This is a genomic window from Nakamurella sp. GG22 (assembly GCF_052976845.2).
On record NZ_JBRIIO020000047.1, the window covers coordinates 1 to 22,401 of the forward strand.

The window sequence follows — 22,401 nt, forward strand, 5'->3', positions numbered from 1 at the left end:
CTCCGACTCAGCCCACGGTTGCCGAGTACCACGGACAAGCACGAATCGATGCGCTCGCCCTGGTCGCGGGGATGAACGCAGCGGCGGCGGCGTTGCACGGCGAGATCTCCTCGACCGCGCAGCGTCCTACCGAACAGTGGCGGGCGGCCGAGCAGACCGCCGCGGAGTCGGCCCGGCTGGCCGGCTTTGCCGCCGCGGAACTGGTGGTCGACGGAGCCGCTCTGCACGAGATCGCCGCCGCCGCAGCGGGCGCCGCCACCAACGGCTGGCGGATAGGCGTGCCGGGCGATCCGGTCGAGCGGGTCGAGTACCGGATCCGCGGCCTGGTCGGGCGGCTGCTCGTCGCGCTGGAGGTCGAGACCCGCGATCCGGAGCCCCCGGGGGAGCCGGCCGCCTGCGGCGCACTGCCCGGGGAGAATCTGGGCCACAGTTTCCGCGCCGAGATCACCTTCACGATGGGTCTGCCCGCACCCGAGGTTCGGCTGTTGTCGAACGAGATCGTCGGCCTGGGAGCCGATCTCACGGTCTGGCCGGGGTCGCAGTGGCCCCGGTTCCACGTCCACACCGACCGCACCGGTGAGGTCCTCAGCCAGGTGTTCGCCTACGGCACGCCGTTCGACCTGCAGGTCACCTCCCGCGACTGACCCGCCGTCGTCGGAGGCTGATCAGCGCGTGTCGCGGAGGGCCTGAAACTCGGCTGACGGTGCGGGCAGTCAAGATGGACCCGGTCCGCGACCGGGCCGCGATCGCGCGGGCAGCTGGGAGGCGCAGTGGAGCACGTCACGCTGAGCACCCCGCTGAAGACGGCGCTGGGATCCCGGGCGGCGACCCGGCTGGTGGAGAAGCTGGAGCTGCTGACGGTCGGCGACCTGCTGCGGTACTACCCGCGCAAGTACGACCAGCGCGGCAAGCTGACCGACCTCGGGTCGTTGGTACTCGGCGAACGTGCCACCGTCTGGGCGAAGGTGATGAAGGTGACCGAGCGCGACCTGGGCCACGCCCGGGCCGGGAACCGGGGCAAGGGACGCGGGGTCAAACACATCACCAACGTCGTCATCGGGGACAGCAAGCGGCAGCTGACCTGCACCTTCTTCAACCAGTACCACTGGTCCAAGGTGCTCCGGCCGGGGACCGACGCGATGTTCTCCGGCAAGGTCAGCATGTTCAACAACACGCTGCAGATCAGTTCGCCGTCGGTGGCGATCGTCGACGACGGCAGCGGCAGCACGGACACCGCCGTCGACGTCATCGAGTCGTTTCCCGGAGGCGTCATCCCGGTGTATCCGCTGGTGGAGGGCGTGACCCAGACCCAGGTACAGCACTGTGTCCGCGCCGCCCTCGACCTGATCTCCGACGTCTCCGACCCGGTCCCGGACGTGCTGTTGGCCGAGCACCGGCTGGTCGACCTGGGGACGGCGCTGCGGGACATCCACCGGCCGCGGAACGAGCAGCACCTGGAAGCGGCCAAGGCGCGGCTCCGGTACGACGAGGCGCTGGCGGTCCAGCTCGTGTTGGCGCGGCGGCGGGCCGACGCCCGCAACTACCCGGCCGAGCCGTGCCCGCGGATCCCCGGCGGCCTGCTCGACGCGTTCGACGGGAACCTGCCGTTCGAGCTGACCGAGGGCCAGCGCGCGGTCGGCGAGACCATCGCCGAGGACCTCGCGACGATCCACCCGATGAACCGGCTGCTGCAGGGTGAGGTCGGCTCGGGCAAGACCGTGGTGGCGCTGCGCGCGATGCTGCAGGTGATCGATTCGGGGCGGCAGGCGGTGATGCTCGCCCCCACCGAGGTGCTCGCGTCCCAGCACGCCAGGTCGCTGCGCGACGTCCTCGGGCAGCTCGGCCGGGGCGGTGAGCTGGGCGCACCGCCGGAGGCGACGGCGATCACCCTGCTGACCGGCTCGCTGCCGGCCAAGGTGCGCAAGACCGCGCTGCTGACGATCGCCTCCGGCCAGGCGGGCATCGTCGTCGGGACGCACGCCCTGCTGTCCGAAGGGGTGTTCTTCGCCAATCTCGGGCTCGTCGTGGTGGACGAGCAGCACCGGTTCGGTGTCGAGCAGCGACATGCCCTGCGCACCAAACACCCTGACGGTAATCCGCCGCACGTCCTGGTGATGACGGCCACCCCGATCCCGCGGACCGTGGCGATGACGGTGTTCGGCGACCTCGACACCTCGACGCTGTCCGAACTGCCGCGCGGTCGATCGCCGATCGGGACCACCGTCGTGCCCGCCGCGGAGAAACCGGGTTGGGTGGAGCGGGCGTGGCAGCGGATCAGGGAAGAGGTCGGCAAGGGCCACCAGGCCTATGTGGTGTGCCCCAAGATCGGCGACGGTGACGAGCAGGCGGCGTTGTCCGAGGACGGCAGCGTCCTCGAGGACACCGATTCCGATGAAGGTGCTGAGTCGGCGCGGCGGCCGCCGCTGACCGTCATCCAGGTGGCGGCCATGCTGCAGGAGGGGCCGCTGGTGGACCTGCGGATCGGGATCCTGCACGGCCGGCTCCCGCCCGGCGAGAAGGACGACGTCATGACGGCGTTCGCTGCCGGGCAGCTCGACGTGCTGGTCGCCACGACCGTCATCGAGGTCGGTGTCGACGTGCCCAACGCGACCATGATGGTGATCATGGACGCGGAGCGATTCGGGATGTCCCAGCTCCACCAGCTGCGCGGCCGGGTCGGCCGTGGGAGCGCACCGGGGATCTGCCTGCTGGTCAGCGAGGCGCCCGCCGGCACCATCGGCCGCACGCGGCTGGACGCCGTGGCCGCCACCACCGACGGATTCCGGCTGGCCGAGGCCGACCTCGAGCTCCGCCGTGAGGGCAACGTGCTCGGCACCAGCCAGGCGGGCAGATCGACGGCGCTCAAACAGCTCTCGCTGCTGCGGGACCGGCCGGTGATCGAGACGGCGCGCGCGGACTCGATGGGTCTGGTGGGCGACGACCCCGAGATGAAGGCATGGCCGGGGCTGGCGGAGATGGTGTCGCTGGTCATCGCCTCCGAGGAGCAGCAATACCTCGACAAGGGCTGACTGCGGGATTGGGCCAACCGGGTGCTCAGCGAGACGAGCGGCAACCCGCCCGCCGGCTCGGCGTCATCCGGTCAGCTGAATCAATTCAGCTGCCGTGAACCCACAGCCAAGGAGCCCTTTCGATGCTCGTCACCAATATCCTCACCCTGGTCGTGCTGCTGATCCTGCTCACCGTGGTGCCGATGATTCCGAGCCTGATCATGAGCCGCTTCCTGTCCGACGGACTGGCGGTCGAGCGCGCCGAGGTGGCCGGCCGGATCTGACCCCGGGAGGCCCGGGAACCGGCGGGGTGGCAGCGCACCCGGCCCGCCCGGCCGTCCGGTCAGCACGCTAGGTTCCCAGAGCGGGCCGCCGCCCAGGGGGCCCGGTTTCGGCTGGGACGAAAGTGGTGCGATGTTCTCGAAGATCCTGGTGGCCAATCGCGGCGAGATCGCGATCCGCGCCTTCCGCGCGGCGTACGAACTCGGGATCGCGACCGTCGCCGTCTTTCCCTACGAGGACCGCAACTCGCTGCACCGGCAGAAGTCCGATGAGGCGTACCAGATCGGCGAGCGCGGTCATCCGGTCCGCGCCTACCTCGATGTCGATGAGATCATCAGGGCCGCATTGGCTTCCGGTGCCGACGCCGTCTACCCGGGGTACGGGTTCCTGTCCGAGAACCCCCGGCTATCACAGGCGTGCGCCGACAACGGCATCACCTTCATCGGTCCGTCCGCGGCCGTCCTGGAAATGGCGGGCAACAAGGCCACCGCAATCGGGGCGGCCCGCGCCGCCGGGGTACCGGTGCTCGAGTCGTCGGCACCGTCCGCCGACATCGACGAGCTGGTCGCGGCGGCCGAGACCGTGGGCTACCCGATCTTCGTCAAGGCCGTCGCCGGCGGCGGCGGTCGGGGCATGCGGATGGTGCAGACACCCGACCTGCTGCCCGAGGCCCTGGCCACCGCGATGCGCGAGGCGGAGTCCGCGTTCGGCGATCCGACGGTGTTCCTCGAGCGGGCGGTGATCGAGCCGCGGCACATCGAGGTCCAGATCCTGGCCGACAGCCGCGCCGCCGACGGCGATCCGGCCGGCACCATCCACCTCTACGAGCGGGACTGCTCGGTGCAGCGCCGGCATCAGAAGGTCATCGAGGTCGCGCCGGCCGTCGGGCTGGACCCGGACCTGCGGGCCGCCATCTGTGCCGACGCGGTCGCCTTCGCGCGGCACATCGGCTACGTGAACGCGGGGACCGTCGAGTTCCTGCTGGACCGGCACGGCCGGTACGTGTTCATCGAGATGAACCCGAGGATCCAGGTCGAGCACACGGTCACCGAGGAGATCACCGACGTCGACCTTGTCGCGTCGCAGATCCGCATCGCCGCAGGGCAGACCCTCGAGGACATGGGCCTGCGGCAGGAGTCGATCGAGATCCGCGGCGCCGCTCTGCAATGCCGGATCACCACCGAGGATCCCGCAAACGGCTTCCGGCCGGATACAGGGAAGATCATCACCTACCGGTCGGCGGGCGGCGGCGGGGTCCGGGTCGACGGCGGGACCGTGCATTCCGGTGCCGAGGTGAGCCCGCACTTCGACTCGCTGCTGGTCAAGATGACTTGCCGCGGCCGGAACTGGTCGGAGGCCGTCGCCAGGGCGCGGCGGGCGTTGGCCGAGTTCCGGGTGCGCGGCGTGGCCACCAACATCCCGTTCCTGCAGGCCGTCCTGGAGGACCCCGACTTCGCCGCCGGCGGCGTGAGCACCAGCTTCATCGAGACCCACCCGCACCTGCTGACCGCCCGCGGATCGGCCGACCGTGGCACCCGCTTGCTCAGCTACCTCGCCGAGGTGACCGTCAACCGGCCCTTCGGGCCGCGGCCCACCGGGCTGATCGAGCCGCACACCAAACTGCCGTCGGTCGACCTGACCGCACCGGCACCGAAGGGGTCGCGCCAGCTGCTCGCCGAGCTCGGCCCGGACGGGTTCGCGCGCTGGCTGCGGGAGAGCCCGCAGCTCAAGGTCACCGACACCACCTTCCGGGACGCCCACCAGTCGCTGCTCGCGACCCGGGTACGGACCAAGGACCTGGCGATGGTCGGCCCGGCCACCGCGCGGCTGACGCCGGAACTGCTGTCCGTGGAGGCCTGGGGCGGCGCCACCTACGACGTCGCGCTGAGGTTCCTGGCGGAGGACCCGTGGGAACGGCTGGCGGTGCTGCGGGAGGCGATCCCGAACATCGCCCTGCAGATGCTGCTCCGGGGCCGCAACACGGTGGGCTACACGCCCTATCCGAAGGCGGTCACCGACGCATTCGTGCACGAGGCGGCCAGGACCGGGATCGACATCTTCCGGATCTTCGACGCGCTGAACGACATCGGCCAGATGCGGCCCGCGATCGATGCGGTGCGGGACACCGGCACCGCCATCGCCGAGGTCGCGCTGTGTTACACAGGCGACCTTTCCGACCCGGCCGAGAAGCTCTACACGCTGGATTACTACCTGCGGCTGGCCGAGAAGATCGTCGAGGCCGGTGCGCACGTGCTCGCCATCAAGGACATGGCGGGGCTGCTGCGCGCCCCGGCGGCGCGGACGCTGGTCGGCGCCCTGCGCGAACGGTTCGACCTGCCGCTGCACCTGCACACCCACGACACCGCCGGCGGGCAGCTCGCCAGCTATCTCGTCGCGTCCGGTGCCGGCGTGGACGCCGTCGACGCAGCGAGCGCGCCGATGGCCGGGACGACGTCCCAACCGCCACTGTCCGCGCTGGTCGCCGCCACCGACTTCACCGACCGCCCAACGGGTCTGCGGCTGGGAGCGGTGGAGGACCTCGAGCCGTACTGGGAGGCAGTCCGGGCGCTGTACGCGCCGTTCGAATCCGGGCTGCGCTCGCCGACCGGCCGGGTCTACCGGCACGAGATCCCCGGCGGGCAGCTGTCCAACCTCCGTCAGCAGGCGATCGCGCTGGGCCTCGGCGGGCGGTTCGAGGAAGTCGAGACCATGTACGCCGCAGCCGATGCCATGCTCGGGCACCTGGTCAAGGTCACCCCGTCGTCGAAGGTGGTCGGCGACCTCGCGCTGCACCTGGTGGGCGCCCGGGTCGACCCCGCGGACTTCGAGGCGAACCCCGGGCGGTACGACATCCCGGACTCGGTCGTCGGTTTCCTGTCCGGCGAGCTCGGCGATCCGCCCGGCGGCTGGCCGGAGCCCTTCCGCAGCAAGGCACTGGCCGGCCGGACGTTCACCCCGGTGGCCGGGGAGCTGAACGACGACGACGCCCGGGAGCTGGCGAGCACCCCGCGGTCGACGCTGAACCGGCTGCTGTTTCCCGGCCCGGACCGTGAGTTCCGCCGGTCCAGCCAGCAGTTCGGCGACCTGTCGTTGCTGCCGACCGTCGACTACCTGTACGGCATGCAGCGCGGGGCCGAGCACATGATCGAGCTGAAGTCCGGGGTGCAGCTGTATCTCGGTCTGGAAGCCGTCGGCGAGGCGGACGAACGGGGCCTGCGCACCGTCGTCACGACCCTGAACGGCCAACTCCGGCCACTGCAGGTGCGGGACCGGGGCGTGAACGTCGACATCCCGGTCGCCGAACGGGCGGATCCCGGCAACCCGTTCCACGTCGCGTCGCCGTTCGCCGGGGTCGTCACGCTGGCGGTCGCGGAGGGAGACGAGGTAGAGGCGGGCGCGACGGTCGCGACGATCGAGGCGATGAAGATGGAGGCCTCGATCACCGCTCCGCGGGCCGGACGGGTGCAGCGCACCGCGATCACCAGCGTCCAGCAGGTCGAGGGCGGCGACCTGGTGCTGGTGCTGACCGACGAGGCCTGACCGGTGACCAGGGTGGTCGGCGGCAGCTGGGGCGGCCGGCGGCTCGTCACCCCGCCCGGCGAGACGACAAGGCCGACGTCGGAGAAGGTCCGCGCGGCGCTGGCCAGCTCGCTGTACTCGACTGGCGGGCTGGTCGGCGCCAGGGTGCTTGACCTGTATGCCGGATCGGGTGCGCTCGGTCTCGAGTTGGTGTCGCGTGGCGCGTCGTCGGCGGTGTTCGTCGAGCGCGACCGCGTCGCGCTGGCCGCGCTGCGGGAGAACGTCGCGGCACTGGGCGGCGCCGGCGGCGGGGGATTGACGGTGCTGCAGGGTGACGTGGCCGCCGTTGTCGGCCGGCTCGGCGGCCCGAGGGCGGCGGGGGACGGGGCGCTCGGCCCGTTCGACGTCGTGGTCGCCGATCCGCCGTACGACCTGGGCACTGGAGCACTGCTTGACGTGCTGACCGGTTTGCTGGCGGCGGGGGTGCTCGCCGCACATGCGGACCTGATCGTGGAGCGCTCGGTGAAGTCGGGCGAGCCTGGATGGCCGCCGCCGTTCGCGGGTGTCCGCGCTCGCCGGTACGGCGACACGCTGCTCTGCTACGGTCGCGCCCCATGACCCGCCCCATGATCAAAGCTGTCTGCCCCGGCTCCTTCGACCCGCCGACACTCGGGCATCTGGACGTCATCGGGCGGGTCGCCGGGCTCTTCGACGAGGTCACCGTCGCCGTGCTGGTCAACCCGGACAAGAAGGGTCTTTTCACGCTCGACGAGCGCCTGGATCTGCTGCGTGCGACGACCGGGGCCTGGCCTTCTGTGAAGGTCGACTCCTTCACCGGCCTGCTGGTGGATTACTGTGCGGCGCAGGGCATCTCGGCGATCGTCAAGGGCATCCGGGCGGTTTCGGACTTCGATTACGAGCTGCAGATGGCGCAGATGAACCACGGCCTGACGGGCGTCGACACGCTGTTCCTGCCGACCAGTCCGACCTATTCGTTCGTCTCCTCGTCACTGGTGAAGCAGGTCGCGTCCTACGGCGGCGGCGTGGACCACCTGCTGCCGGAGGTCGTCGCCACGGCGCTGCGGGCCAAGCTCAGCGACCGCTGAACCGGTCGTCACCGGGTGTCACCGGCAGCGACCACCGGCGGCCCCCGCGGAGTGGTGACGCTGCGCACGGGCGCGGCCGGGCGTGTTGGCGCCGATGCCGGTCCGCGCCTTGTCAGACTGGGCTGCAAGCCGCCCCGTGGCGTGTCGTCATGCCGGCGACCGGGCGGGTTGTGACCGTAGGAGGTTCCATTCATGTACCGGGTTTTCGAGGCACTCGACGAGTTGGTGACGATCGTCGAAGAAGCCCGGGGTCTGCCGATGACGGCGTCCTGTGTCGTTCCACGCGGCGACGTCCTCGAACTGCTCGACGACGTCCGGGATGCCCTGCCCGGTGAGGTGGACGACGCGCAGGACGTGTTGGACCACCGGGACCAGATGCTGGGTGACGCAGCGGAGGCCGCGGCCAAGTCCGTCAACGAGGCACAGGCGGAAGCACACCGGCTGGTCAGCACGGCCCATGCCGACGCCGAGGCGGCAGTCGGTGGGGCCAGGGCGGAGGCCGATCGGCTGGTCGGCGAGGCGACCGCCCACGCCGAGGGGCTTGTCAACCGGGCCAGGGACGAGGCCGCACGGCTCGCGCAGGCCGCGCAGGAACAGCACGACTCGCTGATCGCCAGGGCACGGGCCGAGGCCGAGCGCACCGTCGCCGCCGGGCGGGCCGCCTACGAGGCCGCCGTCGCGGACGGCCGGGCCGAGCAGGCGAGGCTGGTCACCCAGACCGAGGTGGTGCAGGCCGCCTACACCGAATCCGCCCGCATCCTGGATGCCGCGCACGCCGACGCCGACCGCATGCGCGCCGAGTGCGACAGCTACGTGGACACCACCCTGGGATCCCTGGAGGAGACGCTGACCACCACGCTGCGGACGATCGGTCGTGGCCGGACGTCTTTGCGCAGCGGCGGGATCGCCGACTACCGGGACTGAACCCTCGCCGCTGATGCGGCGTTTTCTGTGCATGGGTGAGCACCGCCTGGGTGAGGACCGCGGCGGCAAATTGGTCCCGCCGCCCGTGTCGACTACCATGGAAGGGTTGCCTGACGGCAGGTCGCGTCCGCTGGAGCGGAGGTCACCCCTTCCGGCATCGACCCGCGATCCCCGCACTGCGAGACCCGAGAGAAACGTGTCCATGTCTGCCCATTCGCACCCGCACTCGAACTCCCCCTGGGTGTTCGACACCCGGGCACTCGGGCGACGGCCCGGCACCCTGCGCGCACTGCGTGTTGCGGCGCCGGTGGAGGAGCCGATGGGCCTTGACGTGGTCGCCGTGCCGCCCGGCTCGGAGGTCGACCTCGACCTGCGTTTCGAGGCGGTGGCCGAGGGAGTGCTCGTCTCCGGCACCGCTGCCGCCACCGCGGTCGGTCAGTGCGCCCGGTGCCTTGTCGACCTGACCGAGCCGGTGATCGCCCGGATCCGCGAGCTGTACGCGTACCCCGATTCCGCGACCGCTGCAACGACGGAGGACGACGAGATCGCCCGCCTGGTGGACGACCTGGTCGACCTCGAACCGGTCGTTCGGGACGAGGTCGTGCTGTCGCTGCCGATGGCGCCGCTGTGCCGTCCGGATTGCCCCGGGTTGTGCATCGAGTGCGGCGAGCGTTTCGACGATCTCGAGCCGGGCCATTCGCATGAGATACTGGACCCTCGCTGGGCCGCTCTGCGGGACAGAGTTGACACCGATACACCCAAGAGCGCGGACCGGCCTTCTGCCGGCCCTGCTGAATGACCTAGGCGAAACAACCGAGAAGGAGATCAATCGTGGCTGTCCCGAAGAGGAAGATGTCGCGCAGCAACACCCGGTCGCGTCGATCGCAGTGGAAGGCCAGCGTGCCGACCCTGGTGGTCTGCCCGAACCGCGCCTGCGGCGCGCTGACCCCTCCGCATCAGGCGTGCTCGACCTGCGGGCAGTACCGCGGCCGCCAGGTCGTCGGAGTCTGACCCGGGTGGGCGGTTCGGCGTCGACAGCCAACAACACGCCGGATCCGGCGGTTGTCAGTGCTGCCCTCGGCGTCGAACTGGACGGCGACCTGGTGGTGCTCGCACTGACCCACCGGTCGTTCGCGTACGAGAACGGCGGGCTCCCCACCAACGAGCGGCTCGAGTTCCTCGGCGACTCGGTGCTGGGCGTCATCATCACCGACGTGCTGTACCGGACCCATCCCGATCTGCCGGAGGGTCGGCTGGCGAAGCTGCGTGCCTCTGTCGTGAACATGCACGCGCTGGCCGGTGTCGGCCGGCGCATCGGGATCGGCGAGCAACTCCGGCTGGGCCGCGGCGAGGAACTGACCGGCGGGCGGGACAAGTCGTCGATCGTCGCCGACGCGGTGGAAGCCGTCATCGGCGCGGTGTACCTGCAGCACGGACTGGACGTCACGAGGCTGGTCATCCACCGGTTGTTCGGTGACCTGCTGACCGCGGCGCCGCAACTGGGTGCCGGCCTGGACTGGAAGACGTCGTTGCAGGAACTGTCGGCCGGACGTGCCCTCGGCGTACCCGAATACCGGGTCAGCGAGCAGGGCCCCGACCACGCCAAGATGTTCGCCGCCACGGTGATGCTCAGCGGAATCGCGTACGGATCGGGAACCGGCCGGACGAAGAAAGAAGCCGAGCAGGCCGCCGCCGCGGCCACCTATACGAGCCTGCAGGGCGCGGCCAACGGTGCCGCGGTCGCTGCCGAACAAACGATCACGCCGCCGGCCACCGACGCGCCGAGTCAGAACGGCAGCGCGGGTAGTCCCCAGGACACGCCGCCCGGCGCGCAGCCCGACCCCCGTTCGGCCGGTGCCTGAACTCCCTGAGGTCGAGTCCGTCCGCCGCGGTCTGCTGTCCCACCTGAACGGCCGGCGGATCTCCCGCGTGCAGGTGTTCTCAGACCGTGCGGTGCGCCGGCACACCGGCGGCGCCGCCGACTTCGAGGCGATCGTGCTCGGCCACCGCGTCGTGGACGTGCGGCGGCGGGGCAAATACCTCTGGTGGGCCCTTGACGACGGGGACGCCATCCTCGCCCACCTCGGGATGAGTGGGCAGTTCCGCATCACCGATCCGGCCGGTGTACTGCTTATGGGAACCGGTACCGACCTTCCCGCGGACGGGGTGGTCCGGCACCCTCACCTGCGGATCAGGTTCGCCTTCGACGACGACGGGCCGGACGTCGATTTCCTCGACCAGCGCACGTTCGGCGGCATGGCCTTCGCGCCGGCCGGGGCGGAACTGCCGGCCGTCATCTCGCACATCGCCAGGGACCCGCTCGATCCGGAGTTCTCGCTCGACGCCGCCGTCGCGACGATCCGGCGCAAGCGGACGGAGATCAAACGTGCGTTGCTCGACCAGACGGTGGTCTCCGGGATCGGCAACATCTACGCCGACGAGGCGCTCTGGCGCGCCAAGGTGCACTACGCCCGGCCGACGGCCACCATGACCCGGCCGGTCGCCGCGTCCGTCCTCACGGCGGCGGCCGAGGTGATGACCGAGGCGCTCGCCGCCGGTGGCACCTCGTTCGACGCGCTGTACGTCAACGTCAACGGCGAATCCGGGTACTTCGACCGCTCGTTGAACGCCTACGGGCAGCAGGACCGGCCCTGCCCGCGGTGCGGCACGCCGATCCGCCGCGACGCGTTCATGAACCGGTCGTCCTTTTTCTGCCCGCACTGCCAGCGCGCGCCTCGGACCCGCCGACCCGCGGTCCACTGATCCGATCGTGTCTGCCAGCGCCGTAGGCTCGGCAGGTGCGGACCACCGATCAGCCACCCGACGTCGACATCGCCCCCGCGGTACACCCCGTCGTGCGACCGCTCGACCACGCCCTGCGCCTGCTGACCAAATCGGCCGACCACGGGCGGCTGTGGATGACGATCGCAGCCGTGGGCGCGCTGACCGGCAAACGGACGCGACGCGCGTCGATCCGCGGCATCGCAACGCTCGGCGCGGCAAGTTTCGTGTCGAACGCCGTCATCAAACCGTTGACCGGGCGCCGCCGGCCGGATGTGGAGCGGACACGTCTGGCCCGCCGGATCGGCTACCGGCCGTGGACGTCGTCGTTCCCGAGCGGGCATGCGGCCTCGGCCGCCGCCTTCGCCGCGGGCGCCAGCATGGAACTCCCGGCGGCCGGGGTCGTCCTCGTCCCGCTGGCGGCCGCCGTCGCATATTCGCGCGTGCACGTCGGCGTGCACTTCCGGTCCGACGTGTGGGCCGGCGCGGCGGTCGGTCTCACGCTGGCCTTCATCGGTCGGGCGTGGTGGCCGGTGAAGCCGTGGGGGCCGGCGCTGATGGCCGCCGGAACGGCACCCGCCCTGCCCGGCGGCAAGGGCCTGACGATCATCGTGAACCAGAAGTCCGGGAGCAGCGACGGCGCGGCGGATGCGATCGCCGCCGCCCTGCCCGAGGCGACGATCCTGCACTGGGACCCGGAGACGGACCTGGCGGCACTGATCGACGGCGCCGACGGCGATCCCGAAGCGCTAGGCGTGGCCGGCGGCGACGGGACGGTGGCCACCGTCGCGCAGATCGCGCACGAACGCGGCCTACCGCTGGCGGTGTTCCCGGCCGGGACGCTCAACCACTTCGCGAAGGCGCTGGGGTTGGACAGCGACGCGTACACGACGGCCGCCGTGGAGGCCGGGGTGGCCGGAATGGTCGACATCGCGTACATCGACGGCGAGGCGTTCCTGAACACCGCCAGCATCGGTCATTACCCGGAGATGGTGTCCCGACGGGACCACTACTCGCACCGGATGGGCAAGTGGCCGGCCACCGCGTACGCGATGATCCGCACCCTGCGGCACGAGAAGCCGGTGGACCTGGTGATCAACGGCGAACGCAAATCCGTCTGGATCGTGTTCATCGGAAACGGCCGCTACATCCCTCGCGGTCTGGCGCCGTCCTGGCGGGAGCACTTGGCGAGCGGAGTGCTCGACGTCCAGTTCCTCAACGCCCATCGCCCGCTGTCCCGGACCAGGGCGGTGCTCTACTCGCTGATCGGCATCGTCGAGCGCACCCATGTGTACGGGTCGATGGAAAGCGCCCGGGTGAAGATCGAGTCGCTGTCCGGCCCACGCACGGTCGCGCACGACGGCGAGATCACCGACCCCACCAGCACTGTCGAACTGGAGATCTCCGAGCGGCGGCTGACGGTCTATCGCGCCATGTCCTGAGCCGCGATTGGCGCGGGCCCCGGGTCGGCGGGCACCATGTCCGCATGACCGGCGCCTCCCGACGATCCGACGACGCAGCCCCCGACACCGACGGCGGTTCGCCCGCGCCCTCGGACCCGGTCCGGATGACCGCCTGGGTGCACGGCATGGTGCAGGGCGTCGGGTTCCGGTGGTGGACACGATCCCGAGCGCTGGAACTGGGACTGGTCGGCAGCGCCGCCAATCTCGCCGACGGGCGGGTGGAGGTGGTCGCCGAGGGCAGCCGCGAGGCCTGTGAAGCCCTGCTGGACCGGCTGCGTGGCGCACGCACGCCGGGTGGGGTGGACAAGGTGGTGGCGCAGTTCTCCGCGCCCCGTGGCGATCTGCGCGGGTTCTCCGAACGCTGACCTCCGCCTTTTGACCGCCTTCGGACAGTCTTCCCACCGCCCGATGCGTGGTGCACCCGGGTGGGTGTTGTCCACACCCGTGCGCTGCGGACGTCCGATGTCGTCCCCGTCCGCTTAACTGTCGGGGTGATCAGGGGGATGCAACGCGGCCGCGCCATCGGCTGCCCGGGTGCTGCCGACAAGCCGGCGGGGGCGCCGCGGTGACCCTGCACCTGCACCGTGCCGAACGCGCGGACACCCTTGCGGCTGCCCTCGCCGAACTGCTGGCCGATCCACCGGCGGATGTGCTTGCCCAGGAGGTGATCGCCGTACCGGCCCGTGGCATCGAGCGCTGGCTGACCCAGCGGCTCTCGCACCACCTGGGTGTGCGTGACGGGCGCGGCGACGGCATCTGCGCGGCCGTCCGGTTCCCGTCGCCGGCCGCGCTGCTCGCCGAGGTGGCCGGGCGGCAGGACGACGATCCGTGGGCCCCGGACACCGCCGTCTGGCCCCTGCTCGAGGTCATCGACGGCTGCTCGACCGAACCATGGTGCCGTGCGCTCGCGACCCACCTCGGGTACGCGACCGGACCGGCCGGCGATGCGGCAGACCCGGCCATCGCACATCGGCGGGCTCGGCGGTACGCGGTCAGCCGCCGGCTGGCGGGGCTGTTCGACGGGTACGCCACGCACCGGCCCGACATGCTCGCGGCCTGGGCTTCCGGACGGGACGAGGACGGCTGGGCAAAGCCCGTGCCGCCGGACATGGCGTGGCAGCCCGAGCTCTGGCGGCGGTTGCGGGACCGGATCGACGCGCCCGATCCGGTGGTCCGGTTGGCCGGCGTGATCGCCGGTCTGGGTGCCGACCCCGGGTGCGTCGATCTCCCGGAACGGATCTCCCTGTTCGGTCCGACGGCGCTGCCGTCACGCCAGTTCAGGGTGCTCACGGCCCTCGCCGAGCACCGTGACGTCCACCTGTGGTTGCCGCATCCCTCGCCCGCGCTGTGGTCCGCGCTGGCCGCGTCGGCACCAGCCGGCCACCCCGGTACCCGGGCGGCGGACCCGACCAGCAGCGCGGTCCGACACCCACTGCTGTCCTCACTCGGCAGGGATGCGCGGGAGATGCAGGCGACCCTCTCCGCGGCCCCGCACACCGATACGCATCATCCTGATACCCGCGACCCCGATACCTACCGCACCGCGCAGCAGCATCATGAGCCCACCCTGCTGCAGCGGCTACAGGCGGACCTCCGCGACAACGTGCGGCCATCGGCGGGCCGGCCACTGCTGGAGCCGACGGACGACAGCATCCAGGTGCATGCCTGCCACGGCCCGTCCCGCCAGGTCGACGTGCTGCGCGATGTGATCGTCGGGATGCTGGCGGCCGATCCGACGCTGCTGCCCAGCGACATCCTGGTGATGTGCCCGGACATCGAGGCCTACGCCCCACTCATCCAGGGGGCCTTCGGGCTCGACGAGGTGATCGACGGCGGCCACCCCGCGCACGGCCTGTGGGTGCGGCTGGCGGACCGGGCGCTGACCCAGACGAACCCGTTGCTGGCCACCGTGCAGCGGCTGCTCGACCTCGCCGACAGCAGGGTGACGGCGTCCGAGGTGCTGGACCTGGCCGCCTGGGGTCCGGTCCGCCGGCGATTCCACTTCGATGACGACGAGCTGCAACGGCTGTCCGGGTGGGCCGTCGACGCGGGCGCGCGGTGGGGGCTCGACGGCGCGCATCGGGCCGAGTTCGGCCTCCAGGCGTATCCGCAGAACACCTGGCGGGCCGCGCTCGACCGGGTTCTCGTGGGCGTCGCGATGGCCGACGAGGACAACAACCGGCTCGCCACCGCCCTGCCGCTCGACGACGTCGGCAGTTCCGATGTCGATCTGGCCGGCCGGTTCGCCGAACTGCTGGCCCGGCTCACCCGCGCCGTTGATTCGCTGGCCGGGGAGCACACCGTGCAGGGCTGGCTGACCGCACTGGTGGACTCGGTCGACAGCCTGACCAGCGTGTCGGCGACCAACAGCTGGCAGAGCGCCGAGCTCCGCCGCGAACTCGGCGACGTCCAGCGGAAGGCGGAACTGGCCGGTGCGTCGGCTGTTTCGCTGGGTCGGGCCGACATCCGCGCACTGCTCGCGGGTCGATTGGGCGGGCGGCCGACCCGGGCGAACTTCCGCACCGGCACGTTGACGGTGTGCACGATGGTGCCGATGCGGTCGGTGCCGCACAGGGTGGTGTGCCTGCTCGGGCTCGACGACGGCGTCTTCCCGCGGACAGCTCGCGAGGACGGCGACAACGTGCTGGCCCGGGAACCAGCGGTGGGTGAGCGCGACCCGCGGTCGGAGGACCGGCAGCTGATGCTCGACGCGGTGCTGGCCGCCACCGACAAGCTGGTGATCACCTTCACCGGGGCGGACGAGCGGACCGGGATGCGCAAGCCGCCTGCCGTCCCGGTCGGTGAGTTGCTCGACACGCTGGACGAGACGGCGACCGCCGTGCCGAAGTCGGACAAGCCCCGCACTGTCCGGGACCAGGTCGAGATCCGACATCCGTTGCAGCCCTTCGACGCCCGCACGGTGCTGCCCGGGAAGCTGGGCCGGCCCGGTGCCTTCACCTTCGATCCCACTGCACTGGCCGGCGCCCGCGCGGCCGCCGGCCCACGGGTCGACGTGCCGCTGTTCCTGCCGTCGCCGCTGCCGGCACCGCCGCGGACCGATATCGACCTGGCGGATCTGATCCGGCTGCTGACCCATCCCGCCAAGGGATTCCTCCGCCAGCGGTTGGACATCGGCCTGCGCTTCGAGGAGGACGACCCGTCCGATGCACTTCCCGTCGAACTGGACGCCCTGGAGACCTGGGGGGTCGGCGACCGGCTGCTCAAGGACCGGCTTGCGGGTGTCAGCGAGGAGGAATGCCGGCAGGCGGAATGGCGCCGCGGGGTGCTGCCGCCCGGCCCGCTCGGGCAACGGACGCTCAACGGCGTGCTCGAGGACCTGCGGCCGTTGGTGGATCGGACGGCGGCACTGAGGGCAGCACCGCGCCGGACCGCCGACGTCACCGTCGATCTCGCCGACGGACGTCAGGTCCGCGGCACGGTCAGCGGGCTGCACGACACAGTCCTGGTAGCGGTCTTGTTCAGCCGGCTTGGGGCGGCGGCGCGGCTCCGCGCGTGGATCAGCATCGTCGCGCTGACCGCATCTGACGGCGACTCATCATGGGGGGCAGCAACTGTCGGACGCGGCGCGCATGCCCATCCGCAGTGTGCGACCCTCACCCCGCTGCCGCCCGGGATGGCAGGTGCGGTGATCGAGGAGCTGGTCGAGCTCTACGACCAGGGGCTGCGCGAACCGTTGCCACTGCCGGTGAAGGCAGCGGCGGCCTACGCGGAGACCCGATTCGGCGGTGCCGATCCGGCCGACGCGTACGTCCGCGCGCGGGAGAAATGGGCGACCGGAAAGTTCCCCGGCGAGGACGACGACGACGCGCACGCACTGGTCTGGGGACGGCGTGCCCCGTTCGCCAGCCTGCTGACGCCCTGCCGGACAACGGACCTCGGGGCCATGGCGGCGGCGATCAGACCGGCCGCCGGCGGCGAATCGGATCGGTTCGCGGCACTCGCCACGAAACTGTGGTTCCCGTTGCTCGATCACGAACAGAAGGCAATGCTGTGAGCCGGCCGACCACCGCCGATACCGAGGTCGGCGTCTCCGCGTTCGACTTCTGCGGGCCGCTGCCGGAGGGCACCACGGTGCTCGAGGCCAGCGCGGGGACGGGCAAGACCCATGCCATCGGCGCGCTGGTCACCCGCTACGTCGCCGAAGGTGTTGCAGCCCTGGACGAATTGCTCGTCATCACGTTCGGCAGGGCGGCCAGCCAGGAGTTGCGCGAGCGCGTCCGCGGTCACCTGGTGAACGCCGAACGGGCGTTGGCCGACCCTGCGACAGCCCGTTCCGGAGACGACCCGATTCACGTCCTGCTGGCCGATGCTGCCGACGACGAGGTGGCCCGCCGACGGGAACGGCTCCGCGCCGGACTGGCCGGTTTCGACGCCGCGACGATCGTCACCACGCACCAGTTCTGCCAGTACGTGCTGACCGGGCTGGGCATCGCCGGGGACGGCGACGCCGATGTCGAACTGGTCGAGACCCTGGACGACCTGATCGTGGAGGTGGTCGACGATCTCTACGTCCGGGCATTCGCTGGCAGCGGCGCCGCCGACCCGATCTTCGACCGGGACACCGCGCTGACCCTCGCCCGTCGGGTGGTCAACGATCCACAGGCCGTGCTCGAGCCGGCGGGGGAACCGGCGGGCAGCCCGTCGGCCCGCCGGGTGCGGTTCGGCGCGGCGGTTCGGCAGGAGGTCGACCGGCGTAAGCGGCGCCGGCGCATCCTCGGCTACGACGACCTGCTCGGCCGGCTGGCAGCCGCCCTGGAGGCGGCCGACGCACCCGCGCGGGAACGGATGCGGGCCCGCTGGTCGACCGTGCTCGTCGACGAGTTCCAGGACACCGACCCAGTCCAGTGGCAGATCCTCGAACGGGCCTTCAGCGGGCACGCGACCGTGGTGCTGGTCGGTGACCCCAAGCAGTCGATCTACGCCTTCCGAGGCGGCGACATCGACACCTACCTGTCAGCCGCCCGCACCGCCGGCGCCCGCGCGACCCTCACCCGCAATTGGCGCACCGACGAACCGTTGGTGAAGGCCCTGCAGGAGTTGCTGGGTGGGCTTGCCCTCGGCAGCCCGGAGATCCCGGTCCGCGGGGTGACAGCGCAGAAGGAAGGCTCGCGGTTGGTCGGCGCGCCCTCGGGATCACCGCTCCGGTTGCGCGTCCTGCGCCGCGACGACTTCGGCATGGGCCGGAACCAGAAGATCCCGATCGACCGTGCCCGGGCCTTCGTCGCCCGTGATCTGACCGCGGACATCGCCGACCTGCTCTCCTGCGGGGCCAGGTTCAACGAGGAACCGATCGGTGCCGGGCACATCGCGGTGATCGTGAGCACCCATGCGCAGGCCACCCTGATCCAGGACCACCTCTCCGCCGCCGGTATCCCGGCCGTCGTGTCCGGCAATGTGAGCGTTTTCCAGACCGCCGCCGGCGAGGACTGGCAGGTACTGCTGGAGGCCATCGAGCAGCCGCATCGGTCCGGGCGGGTCCGGGCAGCGGCTCTCACCCCGTTCGTCGGTCACACCGCCGCCGACCTGGCCGCCGGTGGCGACGCGCTGACCGACCGGCTCAGCGCGCTCTTCTCCCGCTGGGCGACCGTCTTCACCGCCCGCGGCGTGGCCGCGCTGCTGGAGGTGGCCGGCACCGAGTGCGGGATGACGGCCCGAATGCTGGGCAGGGTCGACGGTGAGCGTCGGCTGACGGACCTCAGGCACGTCGGCCAGGCGCTGCACGCGGCCGCACTCGAGGAGGGATTGGGGCTGTCCGCGCTGACCGACTGGTTGCGTCGTCGACGGGCGGACACCAGGGCGGAGATCACCACCGACCGCGTCCGCAGACTCGAGACCGATGCCGCCGCAACGCAGGTCGTCACCCTGCACGCCAGCAAGGGTCTGCAGTACCCGGTCGTCTATCTGCCCTTCGCGTTCGACCGGCACGTCCACACGCCCGACACGCTGCTGCTGCACGACCAGGGGCGACGGGTGCTCGACATCGGCGGCCCGGGCACCCGCGGCCGACCGGAACGGGAGGACCAGTCGCTGACCGAGGAGGCCGGCGAGGCGCTGCGGCACCTGTACGTCGGCCTGACCCGGGCGCAGTCACAGGTTGTGAGCTGGTGGGCTCCGACGTTCAACACGCCGGGTTCGGGGCTGCACCGGGTGCTGTTCGGGCACCGTGACGACGACGGCGCGGTGCCGGACGTGGTGCCGCTCGCACTGGACGACGTCGCCGCGCGGGACCTGCGGGTCCTGGAGCAGCGGGAGGCGCTGGTCGTCGAGAAGGCGGCTGTGTCCGTGATCAAGCCGCCGGCGGCGCCTCCCGCGCCCGCCGGGGAGTTCACCCTCGGCCACCTGCACCGGAGCCCGGACGGGGGGTGGCGGCGGGTCTCCTACTCGTCGTTGGCCGCGGCCGGCTCCACGGGCGAGCACGCCCCGCTCCCCGCGGGAACCGGGTCGTTGAGCGGTGATCCCGGAGTCGGCAGCGAGCCCGAGCAGATCGAGCGGGCAGACGAGGCCATCCCGGCGATCAGGTCGGCCACCGGCGGGGACGCAGCGTTGCGTGCCGTGCGGTCGCCGATGTCCGATCTGCCGGCCGGGACCACGTTCGGCACCCTGGTGCACGCGGTCCTGGAGACCACCGATCCACAGGCCGTGGACCTCCCGGCCGAACTGGTGCTGCGGTCTGCCGAACAGATCGCCCGTCGGGGTGCCACCTTCACCGCCGAAGAGCTGGGCGCGGCACTGCTCCCGGTGCTGCACACCCCGCTCGGCCCACTGGCGGGCGGGTTGGCATTGCGCGACATCTCCACCCGGGACCGGTTGCCCGAGATGGACTTCGAGCTGCCGTTGGCCGGCGGAGACGGCGCCGGCGACGGCATCCTGCTCGGATCGCTCGCACCCGTCATCCGGCGGCACCTGGCCGCCGACGACCCCCTCGCCGGTTACGCCGACCGGCTCGCCTCGCCGTCGTTCGCACAGCAGCCTCTCCGCGGCTACCTCACCGGCAGCCTGGACGCCGTGTTCCGGCTCCCCGGCCCGCGATACGTGGTGGCCGACTACAAGACGAACTGGCTCGGTGAGGCCGACGAGACCGAGCTGTCGGCGTGGCACTACCGGCCGGCGGCGATGGACGCGGTGATGGCCGGATCCGACTACCCGTTGCAGGCTCTGCTGTATTGCGTTGCGCTGCACCGGTTCCTGCGGTGGCGGCAGCCGGCGTACGACCCCAGCGTGCACATCGGCGGCGTGCTCTACCTGTTCGTCCGCGGCATGGCCGGGGCGTCGACACCGCTGGTCGACGGGGTGCCGTGCGGCGTCTTCGGCTGGCGGCCGCCGGGTGCACTGATCTCCGACCTGTCCGACCTGCTGGATGCCGACCCGATGGCGGCGTCATGACGGCCGCGTCGACGGGATTTGAGCGGTTCGATCCCGACGGCCCCGATCCGGACGACCCGTTCGACGTCAGGATCGCGGTCGACGCGACCGGGTCGCTGCGCGAGTTCAACGCCGCCGGCGTGCTGAACGCCGCCGACGTCCATGTGGCCGAGCGGCTCGGCCGGTTGGGCGGCGAGAGCAACGACGACGTCCGGCTGGCGATCGCCCTGACCGTCCGTGGGGTGCGCAGCGGGTCGGTCTGCGTCGACCTGGATCTGCTGCGCCACCAATGGACGGCGCTCGAGCCGGCACTACCCTGGCCGGACCCCGCCGCCTGGTCCGTCGCCGTGCGGGACAGCCCGCTCGTCGGTGACGGCAAACCGCTCCGGCTCGAACACGGCCTGCTCTACCTCGACCGGTACCGGCGGCAGGAGGAGCAGGTGTACCGGGATCTCCTCGCCCGCGAGTCGCAGCCGCCGCCCGACGTCGACAGCAGTGCGCTCGCACTGGGTCTCGAACGGCTCTTCCCCGGCTCGGACGCAGAGCAACAACGAGCCGCCGCGCGCGCCGCCGCCACCCAATGGACGACCGTGCTCGGCGGTGGCCCGGGAACCGGCAAGACCACCACGGTCGCCCGGGTGATCTCCCTGCTGATGACCCAGCCCGGTCCGCCGCTGCGGGTGGCGATGGCCGCCCCGACCGGAAAGGCGGCCGCCCGGCTGCAGGCCGCCGTCCAGCACGAGGCCACGAGGTTCGACCCCGCGGATCGGCACGACCTCCCGGAGCTGACGGCGTCGACCTTGCACCGGTTGCTCGGCTGGGTCCCCGGACGCGGCACCAGGTTCCGGCACAACCGCGACAACCGGCTGCCGTTCGACCTTGTCGTCGTCGACGAGACGTCGATGGTGTCGCTGACGATGATGGCCCGGCTCCTGGAGGCGGTCCGGCCCGACGCCCGGCTGCTGCTGGTCGGTGACCCCGACCAGCTCGCTTCCGTGGAAGCCGGTGCCGTGCTCGCCGACCTGGTCGCCGGACTGACCGCACGCGACGTCGCTGCCGGTGCGCCCACCGATTCGTCAGGGGCGGCGAGCGGGCCCGAGGTGGGGAGCGGCCGCCGGTCCGTGGTGCTGCTGCGCAAGACCTGGCGGTTCGGCGGCGACATCGCCGATCTGGCCTCGGCCGTCCGGGATGGCGACGCCGACGCCGCGGTCGCGGTGCTGCACCGCGGCGGGACGGCGGTGCTGCTGGTGCCGCCGGACGAGCCGGGCATCCGCCGCGACGTTCTGGAGGCGGCGACGGCCGTCCGGGCCGCCGCGGTGGCCGGCGACGCCCTGACCGCCCTGGAGCGGCTGGATGCGCACCGGCTGCTCTGCGCCCACCGCTCTGGTCCCCGTGGCGTGCAGGAATGGACGCGGCGGATCGAGGACTGGCTGGCCGACATCGATCACGACGTCACCGAGGGGGAGTGGTACGCCGGTCGGCCCGTCCTGATCACCGCGAACGACTATGCCCTGGGGCTGTTCAACGGCGACACCGGTGTGGCTGTCCGCGATGCGGACGCGAGCCTGCGGGTGATGTTCGGCCGTGAGCGGGACATGGCCGGATTCGCCCCGCGGCGGTTGGCGGAGGCGCAGACCGTCCACGCGATGACCGTTCACCGCAGTCAGGGCAGCCAGTTCCATCGGGTGACATTCGTGCTGCCCGAGGCGGACTCGCCGCTGTCCACCAGGGAACTGCTGTACACGGCGCTGACCAGGGCCGAGGTGTTCGTTCGGCTGGTGGGCAGCGAAGCGGAGTTCCGTGCGGCGATCTCCCGGCCCGCCGCACGGGCCAGTGGGCTACGGCTGCGTCTCGCGCAGACCACCGGCTGACCGCTCCCGGGACACCGTCATCGACCCGTAAGGACCCCAGGAATATCGGCTGTCGGTGGTCGGG

The 22,401-nt window shown here is 71.5% G+C and carries 16 protein-coding genes; all 16 read left to right on the forward strand.

Annotated elements, in window-relative coordinates; translation table 11 throughout:
- Window positions 1–644 (forward strand): hypothetical protein (locus tag ACVBEQ_RS26375; RefSeq protein ID WP_447156380.1); only part of this gene is annotated, 644 nt, incomplete at its 5' end.
- 126 nt (window positions 645–770) lie between these two features.
- Window positions 771–3,029, forward strand: a complete 2,259-nt coding sequence (gene recG, locus ACVBEQ_RS26380; RefSeq protein WP_447156381.1) for an ATP-dependent DNA helicase RecG — start codon at window positions 771–773, stop codon at window positions 3,027–3,029.
- 122 nt (window positions 3,030–3,151) lie between these two features.
- Window positions 3,152–3,292 carry a hypothetical protein gene (locus tag ACVBEQ_RS26385; RefSeq protein WP_447156382.1) on the forward strand — a complete coding sequence of 47 codons (141 nt, stop codon included), beginning with the start codon at window positions 3,152–3,154 and terminating at the stop codon, window positions 3,290–3,292.
- Between the two features lie 130 nt (window positions 3,293–3,422).
- Window positions 3,423–6,830: a pyruvate carboxylase gene (locus ACVBEQ_RS26390; protein ID WP_447156383.1), complete on the forward strand. Its 3,408-nt coding sequence runs from the start codon at window positions 3,423–3,425 to the stop codon at window positions 6,828–6,830.
- Between the two features lie 3 nt (window positions 6,831–6,833).
- A complete protein-coding gene (locus ACVBEQ_RS26395; protein WP_447156384.1) occupies window positions 6,834–7,427 on the forward strand; it encodes an RsmD family RNA methyltransferase in 594 nt (197 codons plus the stop codon).
- Between the two features lie 8 nt (window positions 7,428–7,435).
- On the forward strand, window positions 7,436–7,915 hold the full coding sequence (gene coaD / locus ACVBEQ_RS26400; protein WP_447156401.1) for a pantetheine-phosphate adenylyltransferase: 480 nt from the start codon (window positions 7,436–7,438) through the stop codon (window positions 7,913–7,915).
- A 192-nt stretch (window positions 7,916–8,107) separates the two neighbouring features.
- On the forward strand, window positions 8,108–8,839 hold the full coding sequence (locus tag ACVBEQ_RS26405; protein ID WP_447156385.1) for an SPFH domain-containing protein: 732 nt from the start codon (window positions 8,108–8,110) through the stop codon (window positions 8,837–8,839).
- A gap of 202 nt (window positions 8,840–9,041) precedes the next feature.
- Window positions 9,042–9,638 (forward strand): YceD family protein, encoded by a 597-nt coding sequence (locus ACVBEQ_RS26410; protein WP_447156386.1) that lies wholly within the window; start codon window positions 9,042–9,044, stop codon window positions 9,636–9,638.
- Between the two features lie 32 nt (window positions 9,639–9,670).
- Window positions 9,671–9,850 carry a 50S ribosomal protein L32 gene (gene rpmF / locus ACVBEQ_RS26415; protein WP_447156387.1) on the forward strand — a complete coding sequence of 60 codons (180 nt, stop codon included), beginning with the start codon at window positions 9,671–9,673 and terminating at the stop codon, window positions 9,848–9,850.
- Between the two features lie 5 nt (window positions 9,851–9,855).
- A complete protein-coding gene (rnc, locus tag ACVBEQ_RS26420; RefSeq protein WP_447156388.1) occupies window positions 9,856–10,701 on the forward strand; it encodes a ribonuclease III in 846 nt (281 codons plus the stop codon).
- The gene (gene mutM / locus ACVBEQ_RS26425) at window positions 10,694–11,602 is read left to right on the forward strand and encodes a bifunctional DNA-formamidopyrimidine glycosylase/DNA-(apurinic or apyrimidinic site) lyase (RefSeq protein ID WP_447156389.1); all 909 of its coding nucleotides are present in this window, start codon (window positions 10,694–10,696) and stop codon (window positions 11,600–11,602) included. The genes rnc and mutM overlap by 8 nt, the downstream gene beginning before the upstream one ends.
- Before the next feature lie 35 nt (window positions 11,603–11,637).
- Window positions 11,638–13,062 (forward strand): bifunctional phosphatase PAP2/diacylglycerol kinase family protein, encoded by a 1,425-nt coding sequence (locus ACVBEQ_RS26430; protein WP_447156390.1) that lies wholly within the window; start codon window positions 11,638–11,640, stop codon window positions 13,060–13,062.
- 125 nt (window positions 13,063–13,187) lie between these two features.
- Window positions 13,188–13,448 (forward strand): acylphosphatase, encoded by a 261-nt coding sequence (locus ACVBEQ_RS26435; protein ID WP_447156402.1) that lies wholly within the window; start codon window positions 13,188–13,190, stop codon window positions 13,446–13,448.
- Window positions 13,449–13,648: 200 nt separating this feature from the next.
- Complete coding sequence (recC, locus tag ACVBEQ_RS26440; RefSeq protein ID WP_447156391.1) at window positions 13,649–17,098, forward strand: exodeoxyribonuclease V subunit gamma; 3,450 nt, start codon at window positions 13,649–13,651, stop codon at window positions 17,096–17,098.
- Window positions 17,095–20,487 (forward strand): UvrD-helicase domain-containing protein, encoded by a 3,393-nt coding sequence (locus tag ACVBEQ_RS26445; RefSeq protein WP_447156392.1) that lies wholly within the window; start codon window positions 17,095–17,097, stop codon window positions 20,485–20,487. The genes recC and ACVBEQ_RS26445 overlap by 4 nt, the downstream gene beginning before the upstream one ends.
- Window positions 20,484–22,337, forward strand: coding sequence for an exodeoxyribonuclease V subunit alpha (recD, locus tag ACVBEQ_RS26450; RefSeq protein ID WP_447156393.1), 1,854 nt, complete (start codon window positions 20,484–20,486; stop codon window positions 22,335–22,337). The genes ACVBEQ_RS26445 and recD overlap by 4 nt, the downstream gene beginning before the upstream one ends.
- Window positions 22,338–22,401: the final 64 nt, after the last annotated feature.